Origin of the sequence: Bizionia gelidisalsuginis (assembly GCF_008086185.1) — a bacterium.
Lineage (GTDB): Bacteria > Bacteroidota > Bacteroidia > Flavobacteriales > Flavobacteriaceae > Bizionia > Bizionia saleffrena.
The window spans coordinates 1-20831 of record NZ_VSKN01000004.1 but is presented as its reverse complement, the minus strand read 5'-3'; the positions used below and the strand labels follow the sequence as shown (position 1 = coordinate 20831).

General features: G+C 35.7%; 16 protein-coding genes. 7 read left to right on the top strand and 9 right to left on the bottom strand.

Annotation, left to right across the window (positions count from 1 at the left end):
* Position 1: 1 nt before the first annotated feature.
* The 4 genes from ES677_RS04135 to ES677_RS04120 form a co-directional block, all read right to left on the bottom strand.
* Positions 2–2752, bottom strand: a complete 2751-nt coding sequence (locus ES677_RS04135; protein WP_148380505.1) for a PD-(D/E)XK nuclease family protein — start codon at positions 2750–2752, stop codon at positions 2–4.
* A gap of 72 nt (positions 2753–2824) precedes the next feature.
* Entirely contained in the window at positions 2825–4258 is a 1434-nt protein-coding gene (locus ES677_RS04130) for an OmpA family protein (RefSeq protein ID WP_148369773.1), read from the bottom strand.
* Between the two features lie 126 nt (positions 4259–4384).
* A complete protein-coding gene (gene kbl / locus ES677_RS04125; RefSeq protein ID WP_148380504.1) occupies positions 4385–5578 on the bottom strand; it encodes a glycine C-acetyltransferase in 1194 nt (397 codons plus the stop codon).
* 171 nt (positions 5579–5749) lie between these two features.
* Positions 5750–8902 (bottom strand): UvrD-helicase domain-containing protein, encoded by a 3153-nt coding sequence (locus ES677_RS04120; RefSeq protein ID WP_148380503.1) that lies wholly within the window; start codon positions 8900–8902, stop codon positions 5750–5752.
* 200 nt (positions 8903–9102) lie between these two features.
* Here ES677_RS04120 and ES677_RS04115 point away from each other — a divergent pair, with 200 nt between their 5' ends.
* Positions 9103–9711: a superoxide dismutase gene (locus ES677_RS04115; RefSeq protein WP_148369770.1), complete on the top strand. Its 609-nt coding sequence runs from the start codon at positions 9103–9105 to the stop codon at positions 9709–9711.
* A gap of 281 nt (positions 9712–9992) precedes the next feature.
* On the opposite strand, the gene ES677_RS04110 is transcribed toward ES677_RS04115, so the two are convergent.
* The 4 genes from ES677_RS04110 to purN all read right to left on the bottom strand — a co-directional run bounded on the left by ES677_RS04110 (position 9993) and on the right by purN (position 14325).
* A complete protein-coding gene (locus tag ES677_RS04110; RefSeq protein ID WP_148369769.1) occupies positions 9993–11891 on the bottom strand; it encodes an amidophosphoribosyltransferase in 1899 nt (632 codons plus the stop codon).
* Positions 11892–11980: 89 nt separating this feature from the next.
* Positions 11981–12907: a PfkB family carbohydrate kinase gene (locus tag ES677_RS04105; protein WP_148369768.1), complete on the bottom strand. Its 927-nt coding sequence runs from the start codon at positions 12905–12907 to the stop codon at positions 11981–11983.
* A gap of 84 nt (positions 12908–12991) precedes the next feature.
* Entirely contained in the window at positions 12992–13633 is a 642-nt protein-coding gene (locus tag ES677_RS04100; RefSeq protein WP_148380502.1) for a ribonuclease H1 domain-containing protein, read from the bottom strand.
* Between the two features lie 119 nt (positions 13634–13752).
* Complete coding sequence (purN, locus tag ES677_RS04095) at positions 13753–14325, bottom strand: phosphoribosylglycinamide formyltransferase (protein WP_148369766.1); 573 nt, start codon at positions 14323–14325, stop codon at positions 13753–13755.
* Positions 14326–14507: 182 nt separating this feature from the next.
* Here purN and ES677_RS04090 point away from each other — a divergent pair, with 182 nt between their 5' ends.
* The 5 genes from ES677_RS04090 to pyk all read left to right on the top strand — a co-directional run bounded on the left by ES677_RS04090 (position 14508) and on the right by pyk (position 18810).
* Positions 14508–14741 carry an acyl carrier protein gene (locus ES677_RS04090; RefSeq protein ID WP_013869581.1) on the top strand — a complete coding sequence of 78 codons (234 nt, stop codon included), beginning with the start codon at positions 14508–14510 and terminating at the stop codon, positions 14739–14741.
* Between the two features lie 13 nt (positions 14742–14754).
* The gene (gene fabF / locus ES677_RS04085) at positions 14755–16005 is read left to right on the top strand and encodes a beta-ketoacyl-ACP synthase II (protein WP_148369765.1); all 1251 of its coding nucleotides are present in this window, start codon (positions 14755–14757) and stop codon (positions 16003–16005) included.
* Positions 16006–16012: 7 nt separating this feature from the next.
* Positions 16013–16759 carry a ribonuclease III gene (gene rnc / locus ES677_RS04080; RefSeq protein ID WP_148369764.1) on the top strand — a complete coding sequence of 249 codons (747 nt, stop codon included), beginning with the start codon at positions 16013–16015 and terminating at the stop codon, positions 16757–16759.
* Between the two features lie 138 nt (positions 16760–16897).
* Positions 16898–17383, top strand: coding sequence for an IPExxxVDY family protein (locus ES677_RS04075; RefSeq protein WP_148380501.1), 486 nt, complete (start codon positions 16898–16900; stop codon positions 17381–17383).
* Complete coding sequence (gene pyk, locus ES677_RS04070) at positions 17383–18810, top strand: pyruvate kinase (RefSeq protein ID WP_148369762.1); 1428 nt, start codon at positions 17383–17385, stop codon at positions 18808–18810. Before ES677_RS04075 ends, pyk begins: the two co-directional genes overlap by 1 nt.
* 107 nt (positions 18811–18917) lie before the next feature.
* Here pyk and dinB read toward each other — a convergent pair whose 3' ends face one another.
* Entirely contained in the window at positions 18918–20018 is a 1101-nt protein-coding gene (dinB, locus tag ES677_RS04065; protein ID WP_148380500.1) for a DNA polymerase IV, read from the bottom strand.
* A gap of 106 nt (positions 20019–20124) precedes the next feature.
* Between dinB and ES677_RS04060 the strand changes: the two genes are divergently transcribed.
* Positions 20125–20592, top strand: a complete 468-nt coding sequence (locus ES677_RS04060; protein WP_148380499.1) for a CYTH domain-containing protein — start codon at positions 20125–20127, stop codon at positions 20590–20592.
* Positions 20593–20831 lie beyond the last annotated feature (239 nt).

The window sequence follows — 20831 nt, the reverse complement described above, 5'->3', positions numbered from 1 at the left end:
ACTACACTTCTTTTTCAATAAATGGAATCTCTGGATTACAAATCTCAATAATAAGTTTCTTAAGTTCTTTTTCGAAATGGTTTAGCGTGTCTTGTGTAATTAAAGAGTCTTTTGTTTTGGCATAAGGAGACTCTTTTACTCCAAATTTCATAACGCCTGAACTCAAATTTTTAAATGAAATGATACCGGCTTCAACAGGAAAGTTTAAGGGTTTTTGTGCGTGCATCATATACGCATAAGTCAATATTTGAAAGCTTTTGCTGTATTTTTTATAATCGGTGGTAATGTCTTCCCAATCGAGAATACTCACTTCCCCAGGGGTTACTTTTCCTGTTTTATAATCGATTATTCTCGTTACGCCATTATATTCGTCCACACGATCTACAGTACCGCGAAGTGCTACTTTAAAGCCCAGTTCTGGAATATCGATTGGGATATCACTTTTCTGCTCTAAGGCGATAATTTTTATGGTATTACCATGTTTTAAATCTTTTATTTCGATGTTTAAGAAATTTTGCACATAACGTTTTGCAATTTCGAATATGATGAGGTTTTTACCTTTGGTTAAATCGCCATCTTTGTATTGTTTTTTAAAGAAATGTGTAATTAAATCTTCAATTTTAGACTTCATTTCTTTAATATTGTCCACCGTTAAAAGTACATTTATAAACGGTTCGTAGAGCGCCTCCAATGTATCGTGAACAACGGTTCCTAAGGTGTTCGCTGCCACTGTTTCTTCGACATCCTCAAGATCTTTAATACCTAATAGTTTTTGATAGTAGAAGGCTAAGGGATTTCTCATATAACTGGTTAGAGAAGATGGCGAAAACCCGTTTTTAGCGACCTCTTTAAGCTTTTCAATGGCGCTATCTGTCTTTAACACCTCTTTTAGACTAATATCTAAAGTCGGCACTTGCGGTACCACTATATGATGTTTAATCTGGTGAATATTCTCTAGTTGCAGCTGGTTGATGAATCTGCTTTTTTCACCACCAGTCAAAGCATCAGGTTCTGTATTATAGAGTATATAAATATTTTTTGCTCGTTGTAATAATCTGTAAAAGTGATACGTGTAAACGGCATCCTTTTCTTTATAGGTTGGTAAGTTGTTCTCAATTTTTACGTCGAATGGAATAAACGAATTATTGCTTTTTCCCGAGGGTAGTATCCCTTCGTTTACCGACGTTAAAATTACGGTTTCAAAATCTAAAACACGAGATTCTAACATTCCCATAACTTGTAAACCTTGTAACGGTTCTCCTTTAAAATCTAGCGTTTCAGAACTTAGTAATTCATTATAAATGCTATATAACGCCGAAATATCTTTGATATGGTTATAGCTTTCATTTAAGCGGTACAATTCGTTAAACAAGGTGTTAAAGCGGAATAGGTGCTCTAAGGATAATAGATTATTACTTTTATTTTCTGAAAGATGTTCTTTTATTGTCGTAATAATATTAAAACAATTAGAAATGGCTTGTTGCGAATTGTTTTGCCAATTAGAAAATAGAAGTGTAGTTAGTGGGTTAGAACTGTATGTTTTTAAATCTTCGAGTGAGAGATAAACAAGATTATTGATTTTAATAGCTTCAATAATTTTTGAAGCCTCGTTATTGTCATCGTTTTCGAAAAGTGGTTTTATAAACTGATGCGATAATACGCTAATAACATCTTTATAATAAAAGGTTTGCTGCCCTTTTTTATGAATGGTAAAAAGCAGTTCGAATAGTGAGGCCAAAGGAATGGATTGTAACGGAAATCCCATCGTAATATTGAGAGCATCGATCTTTTTAGGTATGGAATTAAGAATTGGGATAAGTAAATTTTCATCTCCTAAAACCACGGCTGTACTTTTTAGTTCGGGATTTTCAATTATAATCGTATCTAAAATTGCCCCTACTGTTTTAGCCTGCCCTATGTTTTTAGGTACGCCATACAACGTTATGTTTTTCTCTTTTTTATAGTTTTCAGTGACCCAATTAAAAGGGTGGGATTTAAAGTACGGCCAATTCTTTTTGTGTTTCCTGGTGAATAAGGCAGCATCATGAATAGGGTTTTCTAAGAAGGAAGTATCGATATCCCAGAAAATTTCTGCCATTGTACTATCTAGTAGCTTTTGTATAATGGTTTCCTCGGCAGTGTTCAGCGCGTTAAATCCTAAAAATATATGTGATTTGTTTGGGTTAGCGGCACAGTACGCGTCAATATTATTGGCAGCTTCTCTGTATACCAAACCTTGGTATCCCGATTTCCTTGCCATTAAGGACGTATTGAAGTGGTTGTAATATACTTTTAGTTTATCCCAGAACTTAAGATAGTTACTTACAAACTCTGTTTTTTCTGGTTCTAGTGACCAATGGTCTAATTTCTTTATGGCGCTTAGATAATCGAATATCTCTTTTTGAGGAATAAGATAGCGATCAATTTCATTAAAATCTTGAAGTAGTATTTGCGCCCATTTAGAGAAGGACTCAAAGGCTTCTCTCTCTCTTCTCGGTGTGAGTTCTAAGTAGCTATTATAGAACTCGAATAAGAGCTCTGTATTGGTTATAGTTTTTAGTTCTGCAAGTTCTTCTACGAACTCTTCGATACTAATAATTTTAGGGGAAAATATAGTTTTTTCTACCAGTGTAGAAAGTTCTTGTCTTAAAAATACACCAGCTCTTTTGCTAGGTAATATAAAGGTGAGATTTGAGAAATCTGCATCTCTATTATTTAAGTCATTTAACACATCAAAAATAAAACTTTTCATTGTATAAAAATAAAAAACGCTTCGGATAACCGAAGCGTTTTTTTTAAAACTTATTGAGAATGTAAGATAAACTTATTTTACAAGTTTAATATCTGTACGTCTGTTGTTTGCTCTACCACTTCTTGTAGCGTTAGAATCTATAGGAGCAACTTCACCGAAACCTTTTGCTGTTAATCTTTTAGCAGCAATTCCGTTAGCGATTAAGTAATCTCTTACTGAGTTAGCTCTTCTTTCAGATAATATCTGGTTTGAAGATTTAGCGCCAACACTATCAGTGTGACCTTCTAAAGAGAAAGAAGCATCTGGATATTCTTTTAATATCGCTGTGATGTTTTGTAACACTTCGAAAGATTGTTTTTGGAAGTTAGATTTTCCTGTGTTAAATAAAATAGTTCTTGAGTAGCTATTTAATTTATCCATAACTTCTTGAGTAGGTAATACTACTTCAGGACAACCATTATTAGCAACAGTACCAGCTTCGTTAGGACATTTGTCATCTTTATCAGCAACACCGTCACCGTCAGCATCTGGCCAAGGACATCCGTCGTTTGCTACAGCACCTGCTTCGTTAGGACATTTGTCATCTTTGTCAGCAACACCATCACCGTCAGCATCAGGACATCCGTTTAAAGATTTAAGACCTTTTACTTCTGGACAATCATCTTCACTGTCAATTACACCGTCACCGTCAGTATCAGGACAGCCGTTTAACTCAGCTAAACCAGCTTCGTTAGGACACGCATCTTTACTGTCTTCAATTCCATCACCATCAGTATCAGGACAACCGTTGAAAGCTTCTAATCCAAAAACTTCTGGACAAGCGTCGTCTTTGTCGTAGATTCCGTCACCATCACTATCTGTTCCACCAAACTTAACAGTAAAACCTGCAGAGTGTTGGAAATGTTTAGTTAAGTAATCTTCGAAAGAATGTTTGTATTTAGACTCTACAAAGAAACCTAAATTTTCAGTAAACCAATACGTTAAACCTAAAGACCCATTTAATGTTCCTGCACCGATAGCTTCTTTACCACCTGCGTTATTGTCATTGTATTTTCCTTCTTCGATCCAAGTGTAACCACCACCGATTCCGATAGCTGGCTCCAATCTTTTGCTGTTTAATAAGTCAGCGAAGTTATATTTTACATTTCCGTCCACAGCGTAGTAAGATAAGTCATTTACATGAACATCAACATCACCTGCGTTAGTTTCAAATTGTCCCCAGTTAGTGATCTTGTTGATAGATCCACCAGCTTGAACTGTAAAGTTATTACCTACATAATTAGAAACAGAAACTGTTGATAAAGAAGGTAAAATACTCCAGTGGCCTGATGCATTGAAGAATTCGTCGAAGTAATCTCCTTGTGGAGCGTCTTCTCCAACTGGATAAACGTCTACAGCGTTTATACCAAAACTGATAGCCCAAGGATTGTTTTCGTCTTGTGCATTTACATTAGAAAAGCTTACTAAAAGCATCAGTGTAAATAATAATCTGCTAAGATTTTTCATATTCAAAAAATTTTAATTTTAAGTGTTAATTAAGAAGCGAAAATAAGTTGTTATATATTATTAACAAAGACAAATATATAAAAATATTGTTTAAAGCAACTATTTATTGATTTATAATGAATGGTTCTAAATAAGTTCTAATGTTTTTCCAACTTTAATAAAGGCAGTGAGTGCTTTATCTAAATGTTCTTTAGTATGCGCAGCCGATAGTTGTACTCTTATTCTTGCTTTATCTTTTGGTACAACGGGGAAGAAAAAGCCAATAACATAAATACCTTCTTCTAAAAGTTTGTTTGCCATTGTTTGAGCTAATTTAGCATCGTAAAGCATAACGGGTACAATTGCCGAGTCGCCATCGATAATATCGAAACCAGCGTCTTTTAATCCTTTCTTTAAATAAGCCGTATTCCACTTAAGTTGCTCTAATAAACTAGTGTCGTTAGCTAGCATATCGAATACTTTTATAGAGGCGCCTACAATTGCCGGGGCCAAGGAGTTCGAAAATAAGTACGGTCTAGAACGTTGTCTTAATAATTCAATAACTTCTTTTTTAGCGGTTGTATAACCTCCCATAGCACCACCCATAGCTTTGCCAAGTGTTCCTGTAATAATGTCGATACGTCCTAAAACACCTTTTTCTTCAAGGGTTCCAATACCTGTATCGCCAATAAACCCTGTGGCGTGGCATTCGTCGATCATTACTAAAGCATCGTACTTATCTGCTAAATCGCAAATCTTATCTAATGGCGCTACAATACCGTCCATAGAAAATACACCATCGGTAACGATGATTTTAAACCGTGCTCCGTTTTCGTTGGCTGCAATAAGTTGCTTTTCTAAATCTTCCATATTGCTGTTTTCGTAGCGATATCGTGCTGCTTTACATAAACGAACACCGTCTATAATGGAAGCGTGATTTAAAGAATCTGAAATAATAGCATCTTCTTTTCCTAAAAGCGGTTCGAAAACACCTCCGTTAGCATCGAAAGCAGCGGCGTACAAAATAGTGTCTTCGGTACCGTAGAAATCGGCTATTTTTTGTTCTAATGTTTTATGAATGTCTTGAGTACCACAAATAAAACGCACTGAAGACATACCAAATCCGTGCGTATCCATAGTATCTTTGGCGGCTTGGATAACGTCGGGATGTGAGGACAAGCCCAAATAATTGTTAGCACAAAAATTTAATACGTTTTCTCCTGTATTTAAAGTGATTTCTGCACCTTGAGGAGATGTAATAATACGTTCCGTTTTAAAAAGACCATTATCTTTAATCTCTTTAATTTCGTTTTGCAAATGTTGTTGAATTTTACCGTACATGTCTTTTAGATATTTTTACAAATTTAATAATGTTTTTGCGTTAGTGGTAGTAACGACATCCTTTTTTTTAGCGCCTTTTGCGTTAAAAAAAGATATAGTGAATGACACGCCTATAAATTATTTTTTGGTAATTTATAGGAACGCCATAATTTTAACTGTAAACCTGATATTTTAATAGGTTTTAATTGAAATACTTTCGTTTATATAAACTAATATTTTCTTTGTTACTGTGAACTGCATCTCTTCTAAAACATCTTGGTAGTCTTGCAACTGGTGCTGATGTTTTGGATTAAACAACCCTGTTTTATAATCTATTATTACAACCTCGTTATTTGTATTAATAACCAAACGATCGGGACGCACGAGTTTACCCGTTTTGGTGATAATATCGCGTTCGTTATAAATGGTGTGCGTTGTGCTAAAGTAAGACTTTAATTCTGGATGGTTTATAATGCTGTCTATCGTGTTTTTTAATTCTTGCGATTGCAATGCGTTAATAGTGCCGGAGGTTAAAAATTGGTGCATTACGTTTTCTATATCGATTTCGGAGTCAATTTGAGCCATTATATCGTGCACTAAATTCCCTTTTTCTATCGCGTCTTGCTGTTTGGTGTCCCACATATACCCCGCGTTGGTAACAATGTTAATGTTGTGGTCTTCTTTGGCGGTAGATATAAACTCCGGTTGTTGTATTGTATTATTCTCTTTTAGCTTTGGTATATGTTCTCGCGTGGGGCTCCCAAAACTGTAGGAGAGCTGGTTGTCTTGCCATTCGCTAATGTTTAATAAATAGTTGATGAGTAATCCTGAATACGATTTCTCGTTAATTTCGCCCTTTTTACTAATATCTTTTTTAGCAATAATATACAGTTGTTCTACGGCACGGGTAAGTGTAACGTATAATAGATTGATGTTATCGAGTTCTAATTCGGCTTGGTGTTTTTCGTGAATTCGCAAACCTTCGTCCCCGTAAAACTCGAAATCTTTGTTATAGTTTAATAAAGTGTACTCGAAATTATTGAAGTGCTCCGGCTCTAATTTAAACCACTCTTTAGGGTCGACTTCACCATAGACGTTTTGTTGCGCATAAGGAAAAATAACCACCGGAAACTCTAGTCCTTTAGATACGTGAATGGTCATAATCTGTACGGCATCTTGATTCTCTGGAGATACAATACTCAGTTTGTCTTTTTTGTTTTCGAAATAGTCTAAGAAGCCTGAGATATCCGAGATGTTTTTTTGCGTGTATTCTAAAACTATATCTAAATAAAACTGAATGTAAGCATTCGAAACAGCAGCTAATTTAAAGGTTCGCACAATAGATTCTGCAACATCAAAAAGCCCTAACTGGATTATTTGTTTGGGATCTGCAATAATACCGAAATATTCAAAGCTCTTAAAGAACTCGTTTATAGGTAATTTAATATGGTGTTTGTAGTATTCGTGCTTATCGTTAATATTATATTTATGAGCAATAAAATCGAGAATAGTAATACGCGCCTCGTCGTTATTGGGATTGGTAAGCAGCGTTAAAACACTATTAGCAACTTGGACTTCTGGCGAATTATTAATCAACATCGTTTGTGACGAGGTTATTTTTATACCGTTAGCACTTAAATATTGAGCAATAGCAACGCCTTCGTCTTTTTTTCTGACAATGATACAGATCTCTTTTAAGGTAAACCCGTTTTCTAAACAGCTGGTAATTGTATTTAAAACGTACTCTGGGTATAACTCGTTTTTATCATCGCCGTCTTCAAAATCTATAAAGTCAATATTAACGTAGCCTTTCTCTTTTTTGGTGCTATCTTGGTGGGCAATTTCGTAGAGATTAGCGTAGTTTAAATGACTAAAAGCGTGCGCCGATAAGTATTTAAAAAAACCATTATTAAACGTAATAATATTTTGGTAACTGCGGTAATTTGCCGGTAGATTTTCTAGTTTTTGGGCCACTTGAAAAGGTTTACTCGTGGCATTAAACAAGTCTATAAACTGCTCGGCTTTTCCGCCGCGCCATCTGTAAATGGCTTGTTTCGCATCGCCAACCAACATTGCAGTGCCTTGCTCGCCTTTTAAATTTTGGCCAGATAACGTATTATCTATTAAGGGCACGAGATTGCTCCATTGCATTTCGGAAGTGTCTTGAAACTCGTCTATAAAATAATAGCGGAATTTTTCGCCCATGCGTTCGTAAATAAAGGGCGTGGGTTGATTTTTTAATTCGTCACTAATTATAGCATTGAACTCTGAAATCAACATTTTATTCTGCTCCGTTTTTATCGCGTTTAGTTCGTTATTAATGGCATTTAAAACCGATAGCGGTGTGCTGTTTTTATAAAAAGAGTTTAGGAATTTTAAATTATAGACTTCCTTTTTTATCTCGCCGTATAATTCTCCAATTCTTGGTAGTAAACTATCGATGCTATCTTTTTTATCGGCAGCTAACGTTTTAGTGTAAATTTTTACACCTTCAGCAATGTTGCTCTGTAATTGATTATCGTAAAGTCCGTTTAAGTTTAAAGCTTTCGCTTTTATAAAATGGTTGGGCAACGTGCCACGAGAAAAATCTTTAGTGTCTAAATTATTATGCGCAATGCTATCTAAAACAGAGCCGGCTTTGCTTTGTATGTTGTTTTCGGCGGTGGCGATGGCGTGTATTAAATCGGTTTTAAGTTTGCTGAAATCTGCTAAGGTTTTTCCTTCCAGTGTTTTTACGTATTTTAAATCGTTTTCGTTAATTAATAACTTCGCAATGGTATTAAAATCGCGAGCAACATCCCAGCTTTTATCGTCGTCTGCTTTTTCAAGAGCAAAATCAATGAGTACTTTGGTAAGGGCTTTATCGGTTCCGGCTTTAGAGATTAAGCGGTCTACGGCTTCGTTTAGTAAGGTTTCGGAGTCTAAATCGACTTCAAAATTTAAGGGTAATTTTAAATCGTGAGCAAACGTTCTAATCAAGCGATGATTAAATCCGTCAATCGTAGAAATATCAAACGCCGCATAATTATGCATTATGGTATTCAATATTTTTTTTGATTTAAGATGAAGTACCTCCGGTTCTATATTTAATTCTTCAGAAATAAGTGAAAAAATGGTTGAAGGTTCGCTGATAATTAAAGGATCAGAGAACTCTTTTAGAGTATCGACAATACGTTCTTTCATTTCGGCAACCGCTTTGTTAGTAAACGTAATGGCCAATATATGTTTAAACTGATCTTTAGTCGCAGACGCAAAAAGGATTTTAAGATATTCTTTTACGAGTGTAAAGGTTTTACCGCTTCCGGCCGAAGCATTATATACCGTAAAAGGCTGTAGAGTACTCATGCAGTTTTTTGTTACAAGATAAAAACAATAATCATTTTATAAGCTCAAGACCTTCTGTTTTTACCGTAAAATGAAAGGATTTTAATTTACGGGTGTTAAAGTATTATTAAAACAAAGGGATAGGGGTGTTTAAATTTTTTATTGAAGTGTTAAATTGTTAAATTTACTTTTAAGTATTATTAACCAAAAAACATACAATTATGGCTTTCGAATTACCGAAATTAAAATACGCATACGACGCTTTAGAACCAAACATAGACGCGCGTACAATGGAAATACACCACTCTAAACACCATGGAGGATATACTTCTAAATTAAATTCTGCAATTGTAGGCACAGATTTAGAAGGGAAAACAATAGAAAATATTCTATCTAATTTAGATATGGACAATAAAGCAGTACGAAATAATGGTGGAGGTTTTTATAACCACTCTTTATTTTGGGAGGTTATGAATCCAGAAGGTAGAGGACGTTTGTCTGGAGAATTAAAAGAAGCTATTGAAGCTGCTTTTGGATCTTTTGATGCGTTTAAAGATGAATTTAGTAAAGCTGCTGCTACTCAGTTTGGTTCTGGTTGGGCTTGGCTTTGTGTACATAAAGGCGGAAAAGTTGAAGTGTGCTCAACACCAAATCAAGACAATCCATTAATGCCAGACGTTAGCTGTGGCGGAACTCCTATTTTAGGATTGGATGTATGGGAACACGCTTACTATTTAAACTACCAAAATAGAAGACCAGATTATATTGAAGCATTTTTTAATGTAATTAACTGGAATGAAGTAGAGAAACGCTTCGCAAACGCTAAATAAGCAGTTTGAATTCTAGCCTGAATAGGCGACATAAAAAAAGCAGACTTTAAATTTAAAGTCTGCTTTTTTTATGTCGTTTTTTTAAATAAAAAAGGTGAACGAGAGTTCACCTTTTTTGCCCCAAATCTACCATGAACTTAACCTACTTATGTTATGGTAAGTTCAAATATAATAAATGTTTTATCTTTTTTATCTTTTTTTAGTTTAAGGGTTAATATATCCGATAAAATGCAAAGCGCTATAAATCAGTTATATCGTGTTGTAAAAATAGCGTAAGATATTTAATACGCTCTTTCCTTATTGCCTTCATAAAAATTAATAAACGCTCTGTTTACTACTCTGTTTCCTCCTGGTGTAGGGTAATCTCCTGTAAAGTACCAATCACCTAAATGATCTGGACAAGCAATATGAAGATTTTCTACGGGTTGAAAAATAATATCAATTTCAGCTTTAACAGTATCATCGCTTAAGAGCACAGATATTTTAGCTGAAATTTCTTCGGGTGTAAAAGAATCGTAAATATCCTTAACAAAGTTTTTAATCTCTGTATCTTTTAGCTCTACTTGTTGTAAACATTTTTCGTAAACGTCTTTAACAATATGCCATTTATTATTATCTTTTAAAAGTTCTAAAGCAGCGTTAAAGGCGACTAAACTCTCCAAGTTAGCCATATCTATACCGTAGCAATCTGGATAACGTATTTGTGGCGCAGACGACACAACAACTATCTTTTTAGGATGTAGTCTGTCCATCATTTTAATAATACTTTTTTTAAGCGTCGTTCCGCGTACAATACTATCGTCTATAATTACAAGATTGTCGGTGGGTTTAATAACGCCATAAGTAACATCGTAAACGTGTGCTACTAAATCATCGCGACTACTGTCTTCTGTAATAAACGTTCTTAGTTTAGCATCTTTTATGGCTATTTTTTCTATACGTGGTCTTTCTGATAAGATATCGGTTACCGCTTGCGCGCTTAAACCGCCATTTCCAGCTAAAATAGCTTTTGTTTTTTTCTTGTTTAAATGCTCTTCAACCGATTCTATCATTCCAAAAAATGAGGTTTCAGCCGTGTTTGGAATAAACGAAAATACTGTGTTTTTGGTATCATCATCAATAGCCTCTAAAACTTTCGGCATTAATAGTTTTCCTAATTTTTTTCGTTCTTGATATATTTCTGCATCACTTCCTCTAGAGAAATAGATACGCTCGAAAGAACACGATTTGCGTTCTAAGGGTTCTAATATTTTTTTAATAGATACTTTACCAGATTTCTCGGTAATAATAGCGTGCCCAGGGGGTAATTCTTTAACATCGTCAAACTCTACATTAAATGCTGTTTGAATTACAGGACGCTCTGAAGCGGTTACAACAACCTCGTCGTCTTTATAATAATACACTGGTCGGATTCCTGCTGGATCTCTTAGTACAAAAGAGTCACCATGTCCTAATAATCCTGCAATAGCATAACCACCATCCCAGTTTTTAGCAGCTCGTTTTAATATTTTAGCCACATTTAAACGGTCCGCAATTAAAGGGGAACATTCTACTTTCTTGTAGCCTTCTTTTTTTAGTTTTTTATAAATTTTATCTACAGAATCGTCTAAGAAATGTCCGATTTTTTCCATAATAGTTATGGTATCGGTATACTCTTTAGGATGCTGACCTAAGTCGATAAGGTTTTGAAACAATTCTTTAACATTCGTCATATTAAAGTTTCCGGCAAGAATAAGGTTTCTGTGCATCCAGTTGTTTTGTCTTAAAAACGGATGTACACTTTCTACACTATTTTTACCAAAGGTACCGTAACGCACGTGCCCTAGAAACAACTCGCCAATGTATGGTATGTTTCTTTTTTGTAACGCAACATCGTCATTATATTCTGGATGTGTTGTAAGCTCTGTATTAATACGGTCGTTAATTTGAGCAAAAATATCCTGAATAGGTTGCTGCTCTATAGAGCGCACGCGACTTATATAACGTTCTCCAGGTTTAGTATCTAATTTAATACTTGCAAAACCAGCACCATCTTGACCACGATTGTGTTGTTTTTCCATTAATAGATACATTTTATTTACGCCGTAAAATGCAGTCCCATATTTTTCTTTATAGAATTCTAATGGTTTTAAAAGTCTAACCATTGCAATACCGCATTCGTGTTTTAAAGCATCACTCATTGTGTAGTTGTTGTAGTAGTTGTTTATTAAGTTTTACTTCCTGTGTTACGGGAAATTAAAAAACGCGCTCCATTTAAGAGCGCGTTAGTTTAAGTTAATTTAATTTCAAATTGTGTTAAGTCTTTAAACTGTAGCAGTCTTTCGTGTATTTCTTTATCGGTTAGATTTTCCATACGTTCTGTACCAAATTTTTCGACGCAGAAGGAGGCTAACGTCGAGCCATAAATGACCGCATTTTTCATGTTTTCGAAAGAAATATCTTCGGTTTTTGCTAAATAGCCAGCAAAACCACCAGCGAAAGTGTCTCCAGCGCCCGTTGGGTCGAAAACAGCTTCTAAGGGTAGCGCAGGGGCGTAAAACACATCGTCTTTATGAAACAATAATGCGCCGTGTTCTCCTTTTTTAATAACCACGTATTGAGGGCCCATTTCGTGAATCTTTCTTGCGGCTACAACTAGAGAATATTCTCCTGTTAGTTGTCGTGCTTCTTCATCGTTAATAGTGATAACATCTACATTTTTAATGACAGACAATAAATCCTCTAAAGCAATATCCATCCAGAAATTCATAGTATCTAAAATGGCAAGCTTGGGCTTTTTATTCATTTGGTCTAAAACACCTTGTTGTACTAAAGGATGTAAGTTACCTAGCATCACTATTTCAGCATCTTTATACGCTTCGGGTACAACAGGTTTAAAGTGCTCTAAAACATTTAGCTCTGTAACTAAAGTGTCTCTAGAGTTCATATCGTTGTGGTATTTTCCACTCCAAAAGAATGTTTTACCATCTTTTACAGTTTCAATTCCAGAAAGATCAAGGTTTTTGCTCTCTAACAAATCTAAGTGCTCTTTAGGGAAATCGCCACCAATAACAGAAACTAAAGTGGCATCTATATTAAAATTGGAAGCCGATAAGCCAATGTAAGTGGCAGCACCACCAAGAATTTTGTCTGTTTTACCAAAAGGAGTTTCAATAGCATCAAAAGCGACTGTTCCTACTACAACTAATTTACTCATAAATTGTATTCTATATTTTTTGCAAAGTTACGTCTTTTTTTTTCTTACTGAAACAATGGATTTTAAAAGACTATTTTGCCAAAACTATTTTCTGCCAAAATCTGCAGGGATTTCACCCCAGGCCTTTGTTTCCCATTTTACTATGGTGGTATTATAGTCGTTATTTTTTAACCAAATTACAGCACGATCTACTAAATCGTAAACAGGCTTGTTTTTGCTGGTACGTTCTAGCTTACTATTGCAGGTTTTTTTACGTACCCAACTCATAGCCGTTTTCGAATCTGTATATAGAATGCGATCACTATTATGCTTTTTAAGAAAGCTTAAGCCGTGTACAAGTGCTAAAAACTCCCCTATATTATTGGTGCCTTGAGCAAAAGGCCCTTGTATAAATAATTGTTTTTTCGATTTGGTGTCGACGCCACGATATTCCATAATACCTGGGTTTCCACTCGATGCCGCATCCACAGCAATGGAGTTGTAATTGGGCAGGCCGATTTTTTTAAGATCAAGTCCGGACAACTCACTTTTAAACGATTTACTTTTTCCTATATAATCGAAATAATTACCTTCTAATGCTTTTTCTGCAGCAGCACGAGTCGGGAAGGATCTATATTGAGCGCCTTCAAAATTTTTAATGTGTTTTTTACACACATTCCAAGAGTCAAAAACACCTGTTTTGTGACCTTTCCAAATGGTGTAGTATTTTTTTTTCTTTGTACTCATTTGTAGTTTAGAGCCTCTCAGAAAAGAGAGAAAGCGTTAGTTGGTTTAAAAAAAAATAATTATAGTTTTTTGGAGCCAATAAAAGTAAATACAGGGCACTAAAATATTTAAAGGACGTGTTATTTTTCTGAAGTTAAAAGTTTTTCTACAACTAAAGGAAAGTGTTTCATTTCTAAATTGTGGATTTTTTCAGCAACATCATTCGCCGAATCTGTCGTTTTTACTTCGCATTTTGCCTGAAAAATGATCGCTCCATCGTCATAATTCTCGTTTACGTGATGAATTGTGATGCCAGTTTCAATTTCTTTGTTCTTTACAACCGCCTCATGAACGTGTTTTCCAAACATCCCTTTTCCGCCATATTTTGGGAGTAAAGCAGGGTGGATATTAATCACTTTATCGGGGAATTCTGCGATGATATTTTCTGGGAATTTCCATAAAAAACCAGCGAGTACAATTAGGTCTGGTTGCGATGCTTTTAAAATATTAAGGACGTCTTCGGTTTCAGTAAAAGCAATTTTATTAAAAGATAAAGCGCTAATTTTCAATTTTTTACAGCGTTCTAAAACTTTGGCACAAGGATTGTTCGTAAGCACTTGAATAACAGAAGCATTATCGCTGTTGTGAAAAAAAGTGATCAAATTTTCAGCATTAGTTCCGCCCCCGGAAGCAAAAATTACAATACGTTTCATTTACAGATATAATGTTTAAATTGTGACCACAAAAAAAAGAATAATTATTAACAATTATAGGGTAAATATCAAATAGTTAAAGTTTATTTATTAAATTACCACCACATTTTCGAAAGAAAGATGTGTTTTAAAATAAAGTTTTTTATTTTTGCCTCTTAATTAAAACTAAAAAAATTAAAATTATGTCAGACATTGCATCAAGAGTAAAAGCGATCATCGTAGACAAATTAGGTGTTGATGAAAACGAAGTTGTAACTGAAGCGAGCTTCACAAACGATTTAGGAGCAGATTCATTAGACACTGTAGAACTAATAATGGAATTCGAAAAAGAATTTGATATTCAAATTCCAGACGATCAAGCAGAAAACATTGCAACAGTTGGTCAAGCAGTATCGTATATTGAAGCTGCAAAATAAGCATTAGAAATTTATGGAATTAAAGCGAGTTGTAGTAACGGGGTTAGGAGCATTAACGCCGATAGGGAATACCAAAGATGAATTTTGGGACGCTTTATTAACTGGTAAAAGTGGTGCTGCACCAATAACCTATTTTGATACTGAAAAGTTCAAGACGAAATTCGCTTGTGAATTAAAAAACTTCAAAGCGACCGATTTTCTTGATAGAAAAGAGGCTCGTAAAATGGACAGGTTTACGCAGTACGCAATGGTCGCATCTGATGAGGCTATTGCGGACTCTAAACTAGATTTAGAAACCGTAAACAAACTGCGAGTTGGAGTGATTTGGGGAGCAGGAATTGGAGGCTTAGAAACGTTTCAGAACGAAATGTTGAACTTCTCTGAAGGCGATGGAACACCAAGATTTAATCCGTTCTTTATTCCTAAAATGATTGCAGACATTGCACCGGGTAACATATCTATTAAAAATGGATTTATGGGGCCTAATTACACAACAGTTTCGGCCTGTGCCTCTTCTGCAAATGCTATGATTGATGCCTTAAACTATATTCGTTTAGGACAGTGCGACGTTATAGTAACTGGAGGAAGTGAAGCCGCAGTAACTATTGCTGGAATGGGTGGATTTAATGCAATGCATGCTTTATCAACTAGAAATGACAGTCCTGAAACGGCATCGAGACCTTTTGATGCGACACGAGATGGATTTGTTTTGGGAGAAGGAGCAGGAGCAATAATTCTTGAAGAGTACGAACATGCTAAAGCTAGAGGGGCTACTATTTATGCCGAAGTTTTAGGTGGTGGTATGTCTTCAGACGCTTATCACATGACCGCACCACACCCAGAAGGAATTGGTGTTATCGCTGTGATGAAAAATTGTCTAGAAAACGCAGGTTTAGAACCTGAAGCAGTAGACCACATTAACACGCACGGTACATCTACACCATTGGGAGATGTTGCAGAATTAAAAGCAATTACCGAAGTGTTTGGTGCGCACGCTAAAAACATAAATATTAACTCTACAAAGTCTATGACAGGGCACTTGTTAGGAGCCGCTGGAGCTATAGAAGCTATTGCCTCTATATTATCTATTAAGCACGGTATTGTGCCTCCTACAATTAACCACACGACGGTAGACGAGAATATAAACCCAGAATTAAACCTAACCTTAAACACACCTCAAAAAAGAGACGTTAAAGTCGCAATGAGCAATACCTTCGGGTTTGGTGGGCACAATGCTTGCGTACTGTTTAAAAAATTAGATTAAATTCTCAATGAAAAGTATTCGTAACATATTCAATTCCCGTTCTAAAGACAACGGGATTTTTTTTACGACAATTTCAAAAATAATAGGATTTAAACCTAAAACCCTAGAGTATTACCAAACCGCATTTACGCACCGCTCTATGAACCTTAAAAACAATAAGGGGCATACGGTAAATTACGAGCGTTTAGAGTTTTTAGGAGACGCTATGTTGGGGTCTGTAATTGCACATCATCTGTATACAGAGGTTCCAAGTGGAGACGAAGGTTATTTAACCAAGATGCGCTCTAAAATTGTAAGTCGGGAGCACTTAAACGAAATCGGAAAAGAATTAAAACTGATAAAGTTAGTCGAAAGTAAAATACCTAAAGGTCAATTCGGTGACAATATCCACGGTAACTTATTTGAGTCTATTGTAGGCGCTATTTTATTGGATCGTGGTTATTTGTATTGTGAAAAGTTTATTTACGATAAAGTGATCGATCCTTTTGTAGACATCGAAAAACTCGAAGGTAAAGTAATTAGTTACAAAAGTCTGCTTATAGAATGGTGTCAGAAAGAGAAGAAAACCTTTAATTACAATGTCTACGAAGATACTGGTAATGATGAGGTTAAACATTTTTCTGTAAAATTATCTATAGACGATAAAGTCATAGCAAAAGCACGCGCGACGTCGAAAAAGAAAGCCGAAGAAAAAGCTTCAAAACGAGCCTTTTTTGTTTTTCAGGAAGCCATTACAAATGCATTACACGAGTAATGTTGTAGTCTATTCCGGTGTATCTATTTATAAAAACATATTGTTTACTACCGTTTAAGTTTAACGATAAGATTACATATATTAATAGGGTCTAAAAGCTAATAACATTATATTTACGCTGCAAAATAGTGTAAACAAATGGCCAATAAAAGATTAGTTTTAGATGATTTTTTCGATGACGAAGAATTTACACTTATAGGTATTCATTCCAGTTTAGAAGACTTCCGGTTGGCTTATCTAATCAATAAACATCTTCAATCACACCTGTATAGAAAGCCGTACGATATAAAAAGTGATAATTTGGCGGCGCATTATTCCATTTTTGAATGGGAGGATCAAGAGCAACTTAGGGTGTGGAATTTAGTATCTAACACGTGTAAGGTTGAAATACAACAACAACCTGATACTAGAGACTCTCTATTTGGCACAAGTAAAACTACCAAAACGTATCATTTACTGCCCGAATTTAAGCGTGTTAATTATGTCTTAAAAATAGAAAGCGAACTGCCCGAACAAGCACAAAAGCTTATATTAAACACAATTCAAGATATCAAGCAAGTCGTGATGGCTCATTTTATTGATGCCGATCTACTTAAATCAAAAGAAAATTTAATATTTAACTAATGTTGAAAAGAAAAAAGACGAAAATTGTTGCCACTTTAGGTCCAGCGACAAGCAATAAAACGGTGCTAAAGGCAATGTTAGATGCCGGAGCAAATGTATTTAGAATAAACTTTTCGCATGCAGATTACGAAGACGTAAAAGAACGCGTTAAAATGATTCGGGAGTTAAACGATGAGTTTGGCTATAACGCTTCTATTTTGGGAGATCTACAAGGCCCAAAACTGCGTGTAGGTATTATGAAAGGTGAAGTATTTGTAAATCCGGGAGACGAAATAGTTTTTGCTACAGGAAAGAAATTTGTAGGCACTAAAAAACGTGTGTATATGACCTACGATAAGTTTCCCCAAGATGCAAACCCAGGAGAACGTGTTCTTTTAGACGACGGTAAACTCATTTTTGAGGTCGTGTCTACAAACGGCGTGGACGAAGTGCTAACCAAAGTAATTCAAGGAGGACCATTGCGTTCTCGTAAAGGTGTAAACTTGCCAAATACAAATATTTCTCAGCCCGCATTAACAGAAAAAGATATTGAAGACGCCATTTTTGCGTGCGAATTGGAAGTCGATTGGATGGCCTTATCTTTCGTGCGTCACGCCGAAGATTTAATGTTACTGCAAGAGTTAATCAAAAAGCACAGCGCTCATAAAATACCTATTATAGCTAAAATCGAAAAACCGGAAGCGGTAGAAAATATAGATAAAATTGTGGCCTATTGCGACGGGTTAATGGTTGCAAGAGGTGATTTAGGAGTTGAAATTCCAGCGGAAGAAGTCCCGTTAATTCAAAAGAAACTGGTGCGTAAGGCAAAAAGTGCTAGAATTCCAGTAATTATTGCCACACAAATGATGGAAACAATGATTACTAGCTTAACGCCAACCCGTGCCGAAGTTAACGATGTTGCCAACTCTGTAATGGATGGCGCCGATGCCGTAATGTTATCTGGCGAAACCAGCGTTGGTCAATACCCAGTGGAGGTTATTCAGCAAATGACCAATATAATCACCAGTGTCGAAGACTCAGATTTAATTAAAGTGCCGCAATCGCCACCACACATACGTACTAAGCGATTCATTACAAAATCCATCTGTTATCACGCGGCTTTAATGGCGAACGATATCAATGCAAAAGCGATTACAACCCTTACAAACAGTGGGTATACGGCGTTTCAAATTTCTGCATGGAGACCAAGTGCGCACATATTGGTGTTTACGTCCAACAAGCGTATTTTAACACAATTAAGCTTGCTTTGGGGTGTTAAAGCGTTCCATTACGAAAAATTTGTAAGCACCGACGAAACAATCGAAGACGTTAATAATTTTGCCTTAGACCAAGGCTTTGTTAGCAAAGGCGATATGTTGGTAAGTCTAGCGGCAATGCCAATTCAAGATAAGGGAATGGTAAATACGTTGCGTGTTTCCGAAATTTAGGAGTATTAGGGCGTTTCCATTTTAATACTTAAACTGGACCGCGCTATACACTATATCTTTTGCAGAAAAAGCAAAAGGATGCCGTTACTATCGCTAACGCAAATCAATTAAAACCCGAATTTAAGCTGTACACTTACCGTTTTAGATTCGGGTTCTTTTTTAGTTTTTTCTGTGTTTAAATTAGATAATGAAATACCTAATAAACGCACCGAATTATCTAATTTTTCTTGATATAAAAGTTCCTTCGCGGTTTCTAAAAGTAAGTGCTTATCGCTGATAAAATAAGGCAGTGTTTTACTGCGCGTATGTAGAGAGAAATCACTGTATTTAATCTTAAGCGTAATTGTTTTTCCAGCCACTTTATTCGCTTTTAAACGCTTAGAAACTTCCTCAGCAATATGTTCTAATTTTTCAAGCATAAATATTTCTGACGATAAATTAGTGCTAAAAGTGCGTTCTGCAGCTAAACTTTTTCGTGTTCTATTTGGCTTTACTTCGCTATTATGAATACCGCGAACTACATAGTAGTAATAGCGTCCCGATTTACCAAAATGAGAGTGTAAAAACTCTAGGCTTTTTGTTTTTAAATCCGTGCCAGTAAAAATGCCTTTTTGGTACATTTTTTCGGCAGTAACTTTTCCAATACCATAAAATTTACGGATATCTAAAGTTTCCAAAAAGTCTAAAACTTCCTCTGGATTAACCGTTTTTTGTCCGTTAGGTTTATTATAATCACTAGCCACTTTGGCAATAAATTTATTAATGGAAATCCCAGCCGATGCTGTTAAGCCCACGTCATTTAAAATGCGGGCTCTAATCTCTTCAGCAATAAGAGACGCGCTTGGATTTCCTTTTTTATTCTCGGTAACATCCAAATAGGCCTCATCTAAAGATAGTGGCTCTACTAAATCAGTATACTCATAAAAGATTTTGCGTACTTGAGAGGAGATCTCTTTATAGCGATCGAAGCGTGGTGGAACAAATATGAGATGGGGACAATTACGTTTAGCCATTACACCACTCATCGCACTTCGAACGCCATACTTTCTAGCTTCATAATTGGCTGCCGCTACTACACCTCGATTACCGCTACCGCCAACCGCCAATGGTTTACCGCTTAGTTCAGGATTATCCATCTGCTCGACAGAGGCATAAAAGGCGTCCATATCGACATGAATAATTTTTCTGAGTGGTAAGGCTTCGGCCATAATTAAATATTAAAACTCAAAAATACTATATCTTTGGTTCAAATACGAAAAGTGCGCTTATTTAGAAGAGTATTTATCACCTTTTAAAGGCTAAAATGATATTATAATGATAGAAATAGAACGTAAATTTTTAGTTAATTCTTTAGCTTATAAGGCCGAAGCGTTTAAGGAAACACAAATTATTCAAGGGTTTCTAAACACCCATAAAGAGCGAACGGTGCGTGTTAGGTTAAAAGGCGATGTCGGCTTTATTACAGTTAAAGGAACGTCTTCAAGCAATGGATTATCGCGTTTTGAATGGGAGAAAGAAATTTCTAAATCGGATGCCGAGTCTCTTTTACAGTTATGTGAGGACGGCGTGATTAGTAAAGTAAGATACGAGGTAAACGTGGGTAACCATATCTACGAAATTGACGAGTTTTCTGGTGCTAATTCAGGATTGGTAATTGCCGAAGTTGAATTAGATTCAGAAACAGAATCCTTTACAAAACCGGAGTGGTTAGGAGCGGAAGTGACAGGAGATATAAAATATTACAATTCGCAATTAAGTAATCATCCGTTTTGTAATTGGTAGCGTTTTGATTTTTATAACTATATAGGTTTTGCAGTACTTAATAATAAAAAAGCCACATCAATTAAGATGTGGCTTTTTGGTTTTTTGATTTTATTGTTGGTTAAAGTAGTACTTAATTACTGTTAGGTCCACCACTTTTAATAGTGAATTGAGAACGTCTGTTTTGTTGATGTTGCGCTTCAGTACAGTTTGTACCGCACTGCACTGCAGGCTCACTTTCTCCTTTGCCTTCTCCTGTT

Bases quoted from the DNA above. Each gene is read 5' to 3' on its own strand.
- ES677_RS04135 (WP_148380505.1), bottom strand. From the start codon at position 2,752: ATGAAAAGTTTTATTTTTGATGTGTTAAATGACTTAAATAATAGAGAT.
- ES677_RS04130 (WP_148369773.1), bottom strand. From the start codon at position 4,258: ATGAAAAATCTTAGCAGATTATTATTTACACTGATGCTTTTAGTAAGC.
- kbl (WP_148380504.1), bottom strand. From the start codon at position 5,578: ATGTACGGTAAAATTCAACAACATTTGCAAAACGAAATTAAAGAGATT.
- ES677_RS04120 (WP_148380503.1), bottom strand. From the start codon at position 8,902: ATGAGTACTCTACAGCCTTTTACGGTATATAATGCTTCGGCCGGAAGC.
- ES677_RS04115 (WP_148369770.1), top strand. From the start codon at position 9,103: ATGGCTTTCGAATTACCGAAATTAAAATACGCATACGACGCTTTAGAA.
- ES677_RS04110 (WP_148369769.1), bottom strand. From the start codon at position 11,891: ATGAGTGATGCTTTAAAACACGAATGCGGTATTGCAATGGTTAGACTT.
- ES677_RS04105 (WP_148369768.1), bottom strand. From the start codon at position 12,907: ATGAGTAAATTAGTTGTAGTAGGAACAGTCGCTTTTGATGCTATTGAA.
- ES677_RS04100 (WP_148380502.1), bottom strand. From the start codon at position 13,633: ATGAGTACAAAGAAAAAAAAATACTACACCATTTGGAAAGGTCACAAA.
- purN (WP_148369766.1), bottom strand. From the start codon at position 14,325: ATGAAACGTATTGTAATTTTTGCTTCCGGGGGCGGAACTAATGCTGAA.
- ES677_RS04090 (WP_013869581.1), top strand. From the start codon at position 14,508: ATGTCAGACATTGCATCAAGAGTAAAAGCGATCATCGTAGACAAATTA.
- fabF (WP_148369765.1), top strand. From the start codon at position 14,755: ATGGAATTAAAGCGAGTTGTAGTAACGGGGTTAGGAGCATTAACGCCG.
- rnc (WP_148369764.1), top strand. From the start codon at position 16,013: ATGAAAAGTATTCGTAACATATTCAATTCCCGTTCTAAAGACAACGGG.
- ES677_RS04075 (WP_148380501.1), top strand. From the start codon at position 16,898: ATGGCCAATAAAAGATTAGTTTTAGATGATTTTTTCGATGACGAAGAA.
- pyk (WP_148369762.1), top strand. From the start codon at position 17,383: ATGTTGAAAAGAAAAAAGACGAAAATTGTTGCCACTTTAGGTCCAGCG.
- dinB (WP_148380500.1), bottom strand. From the start codon at position 20,018: ATGGCCGAAGCCTTACCACTCAGAAAAATTATTCATGTCGATATGGAC.
- ES677_RS04060 (WP_148380499.1), top strand. From the start codon at position 20,125: ATGATAGAAATAGAACGTAAATTTTTAGTTAATTCTTTAGCTTATAAG.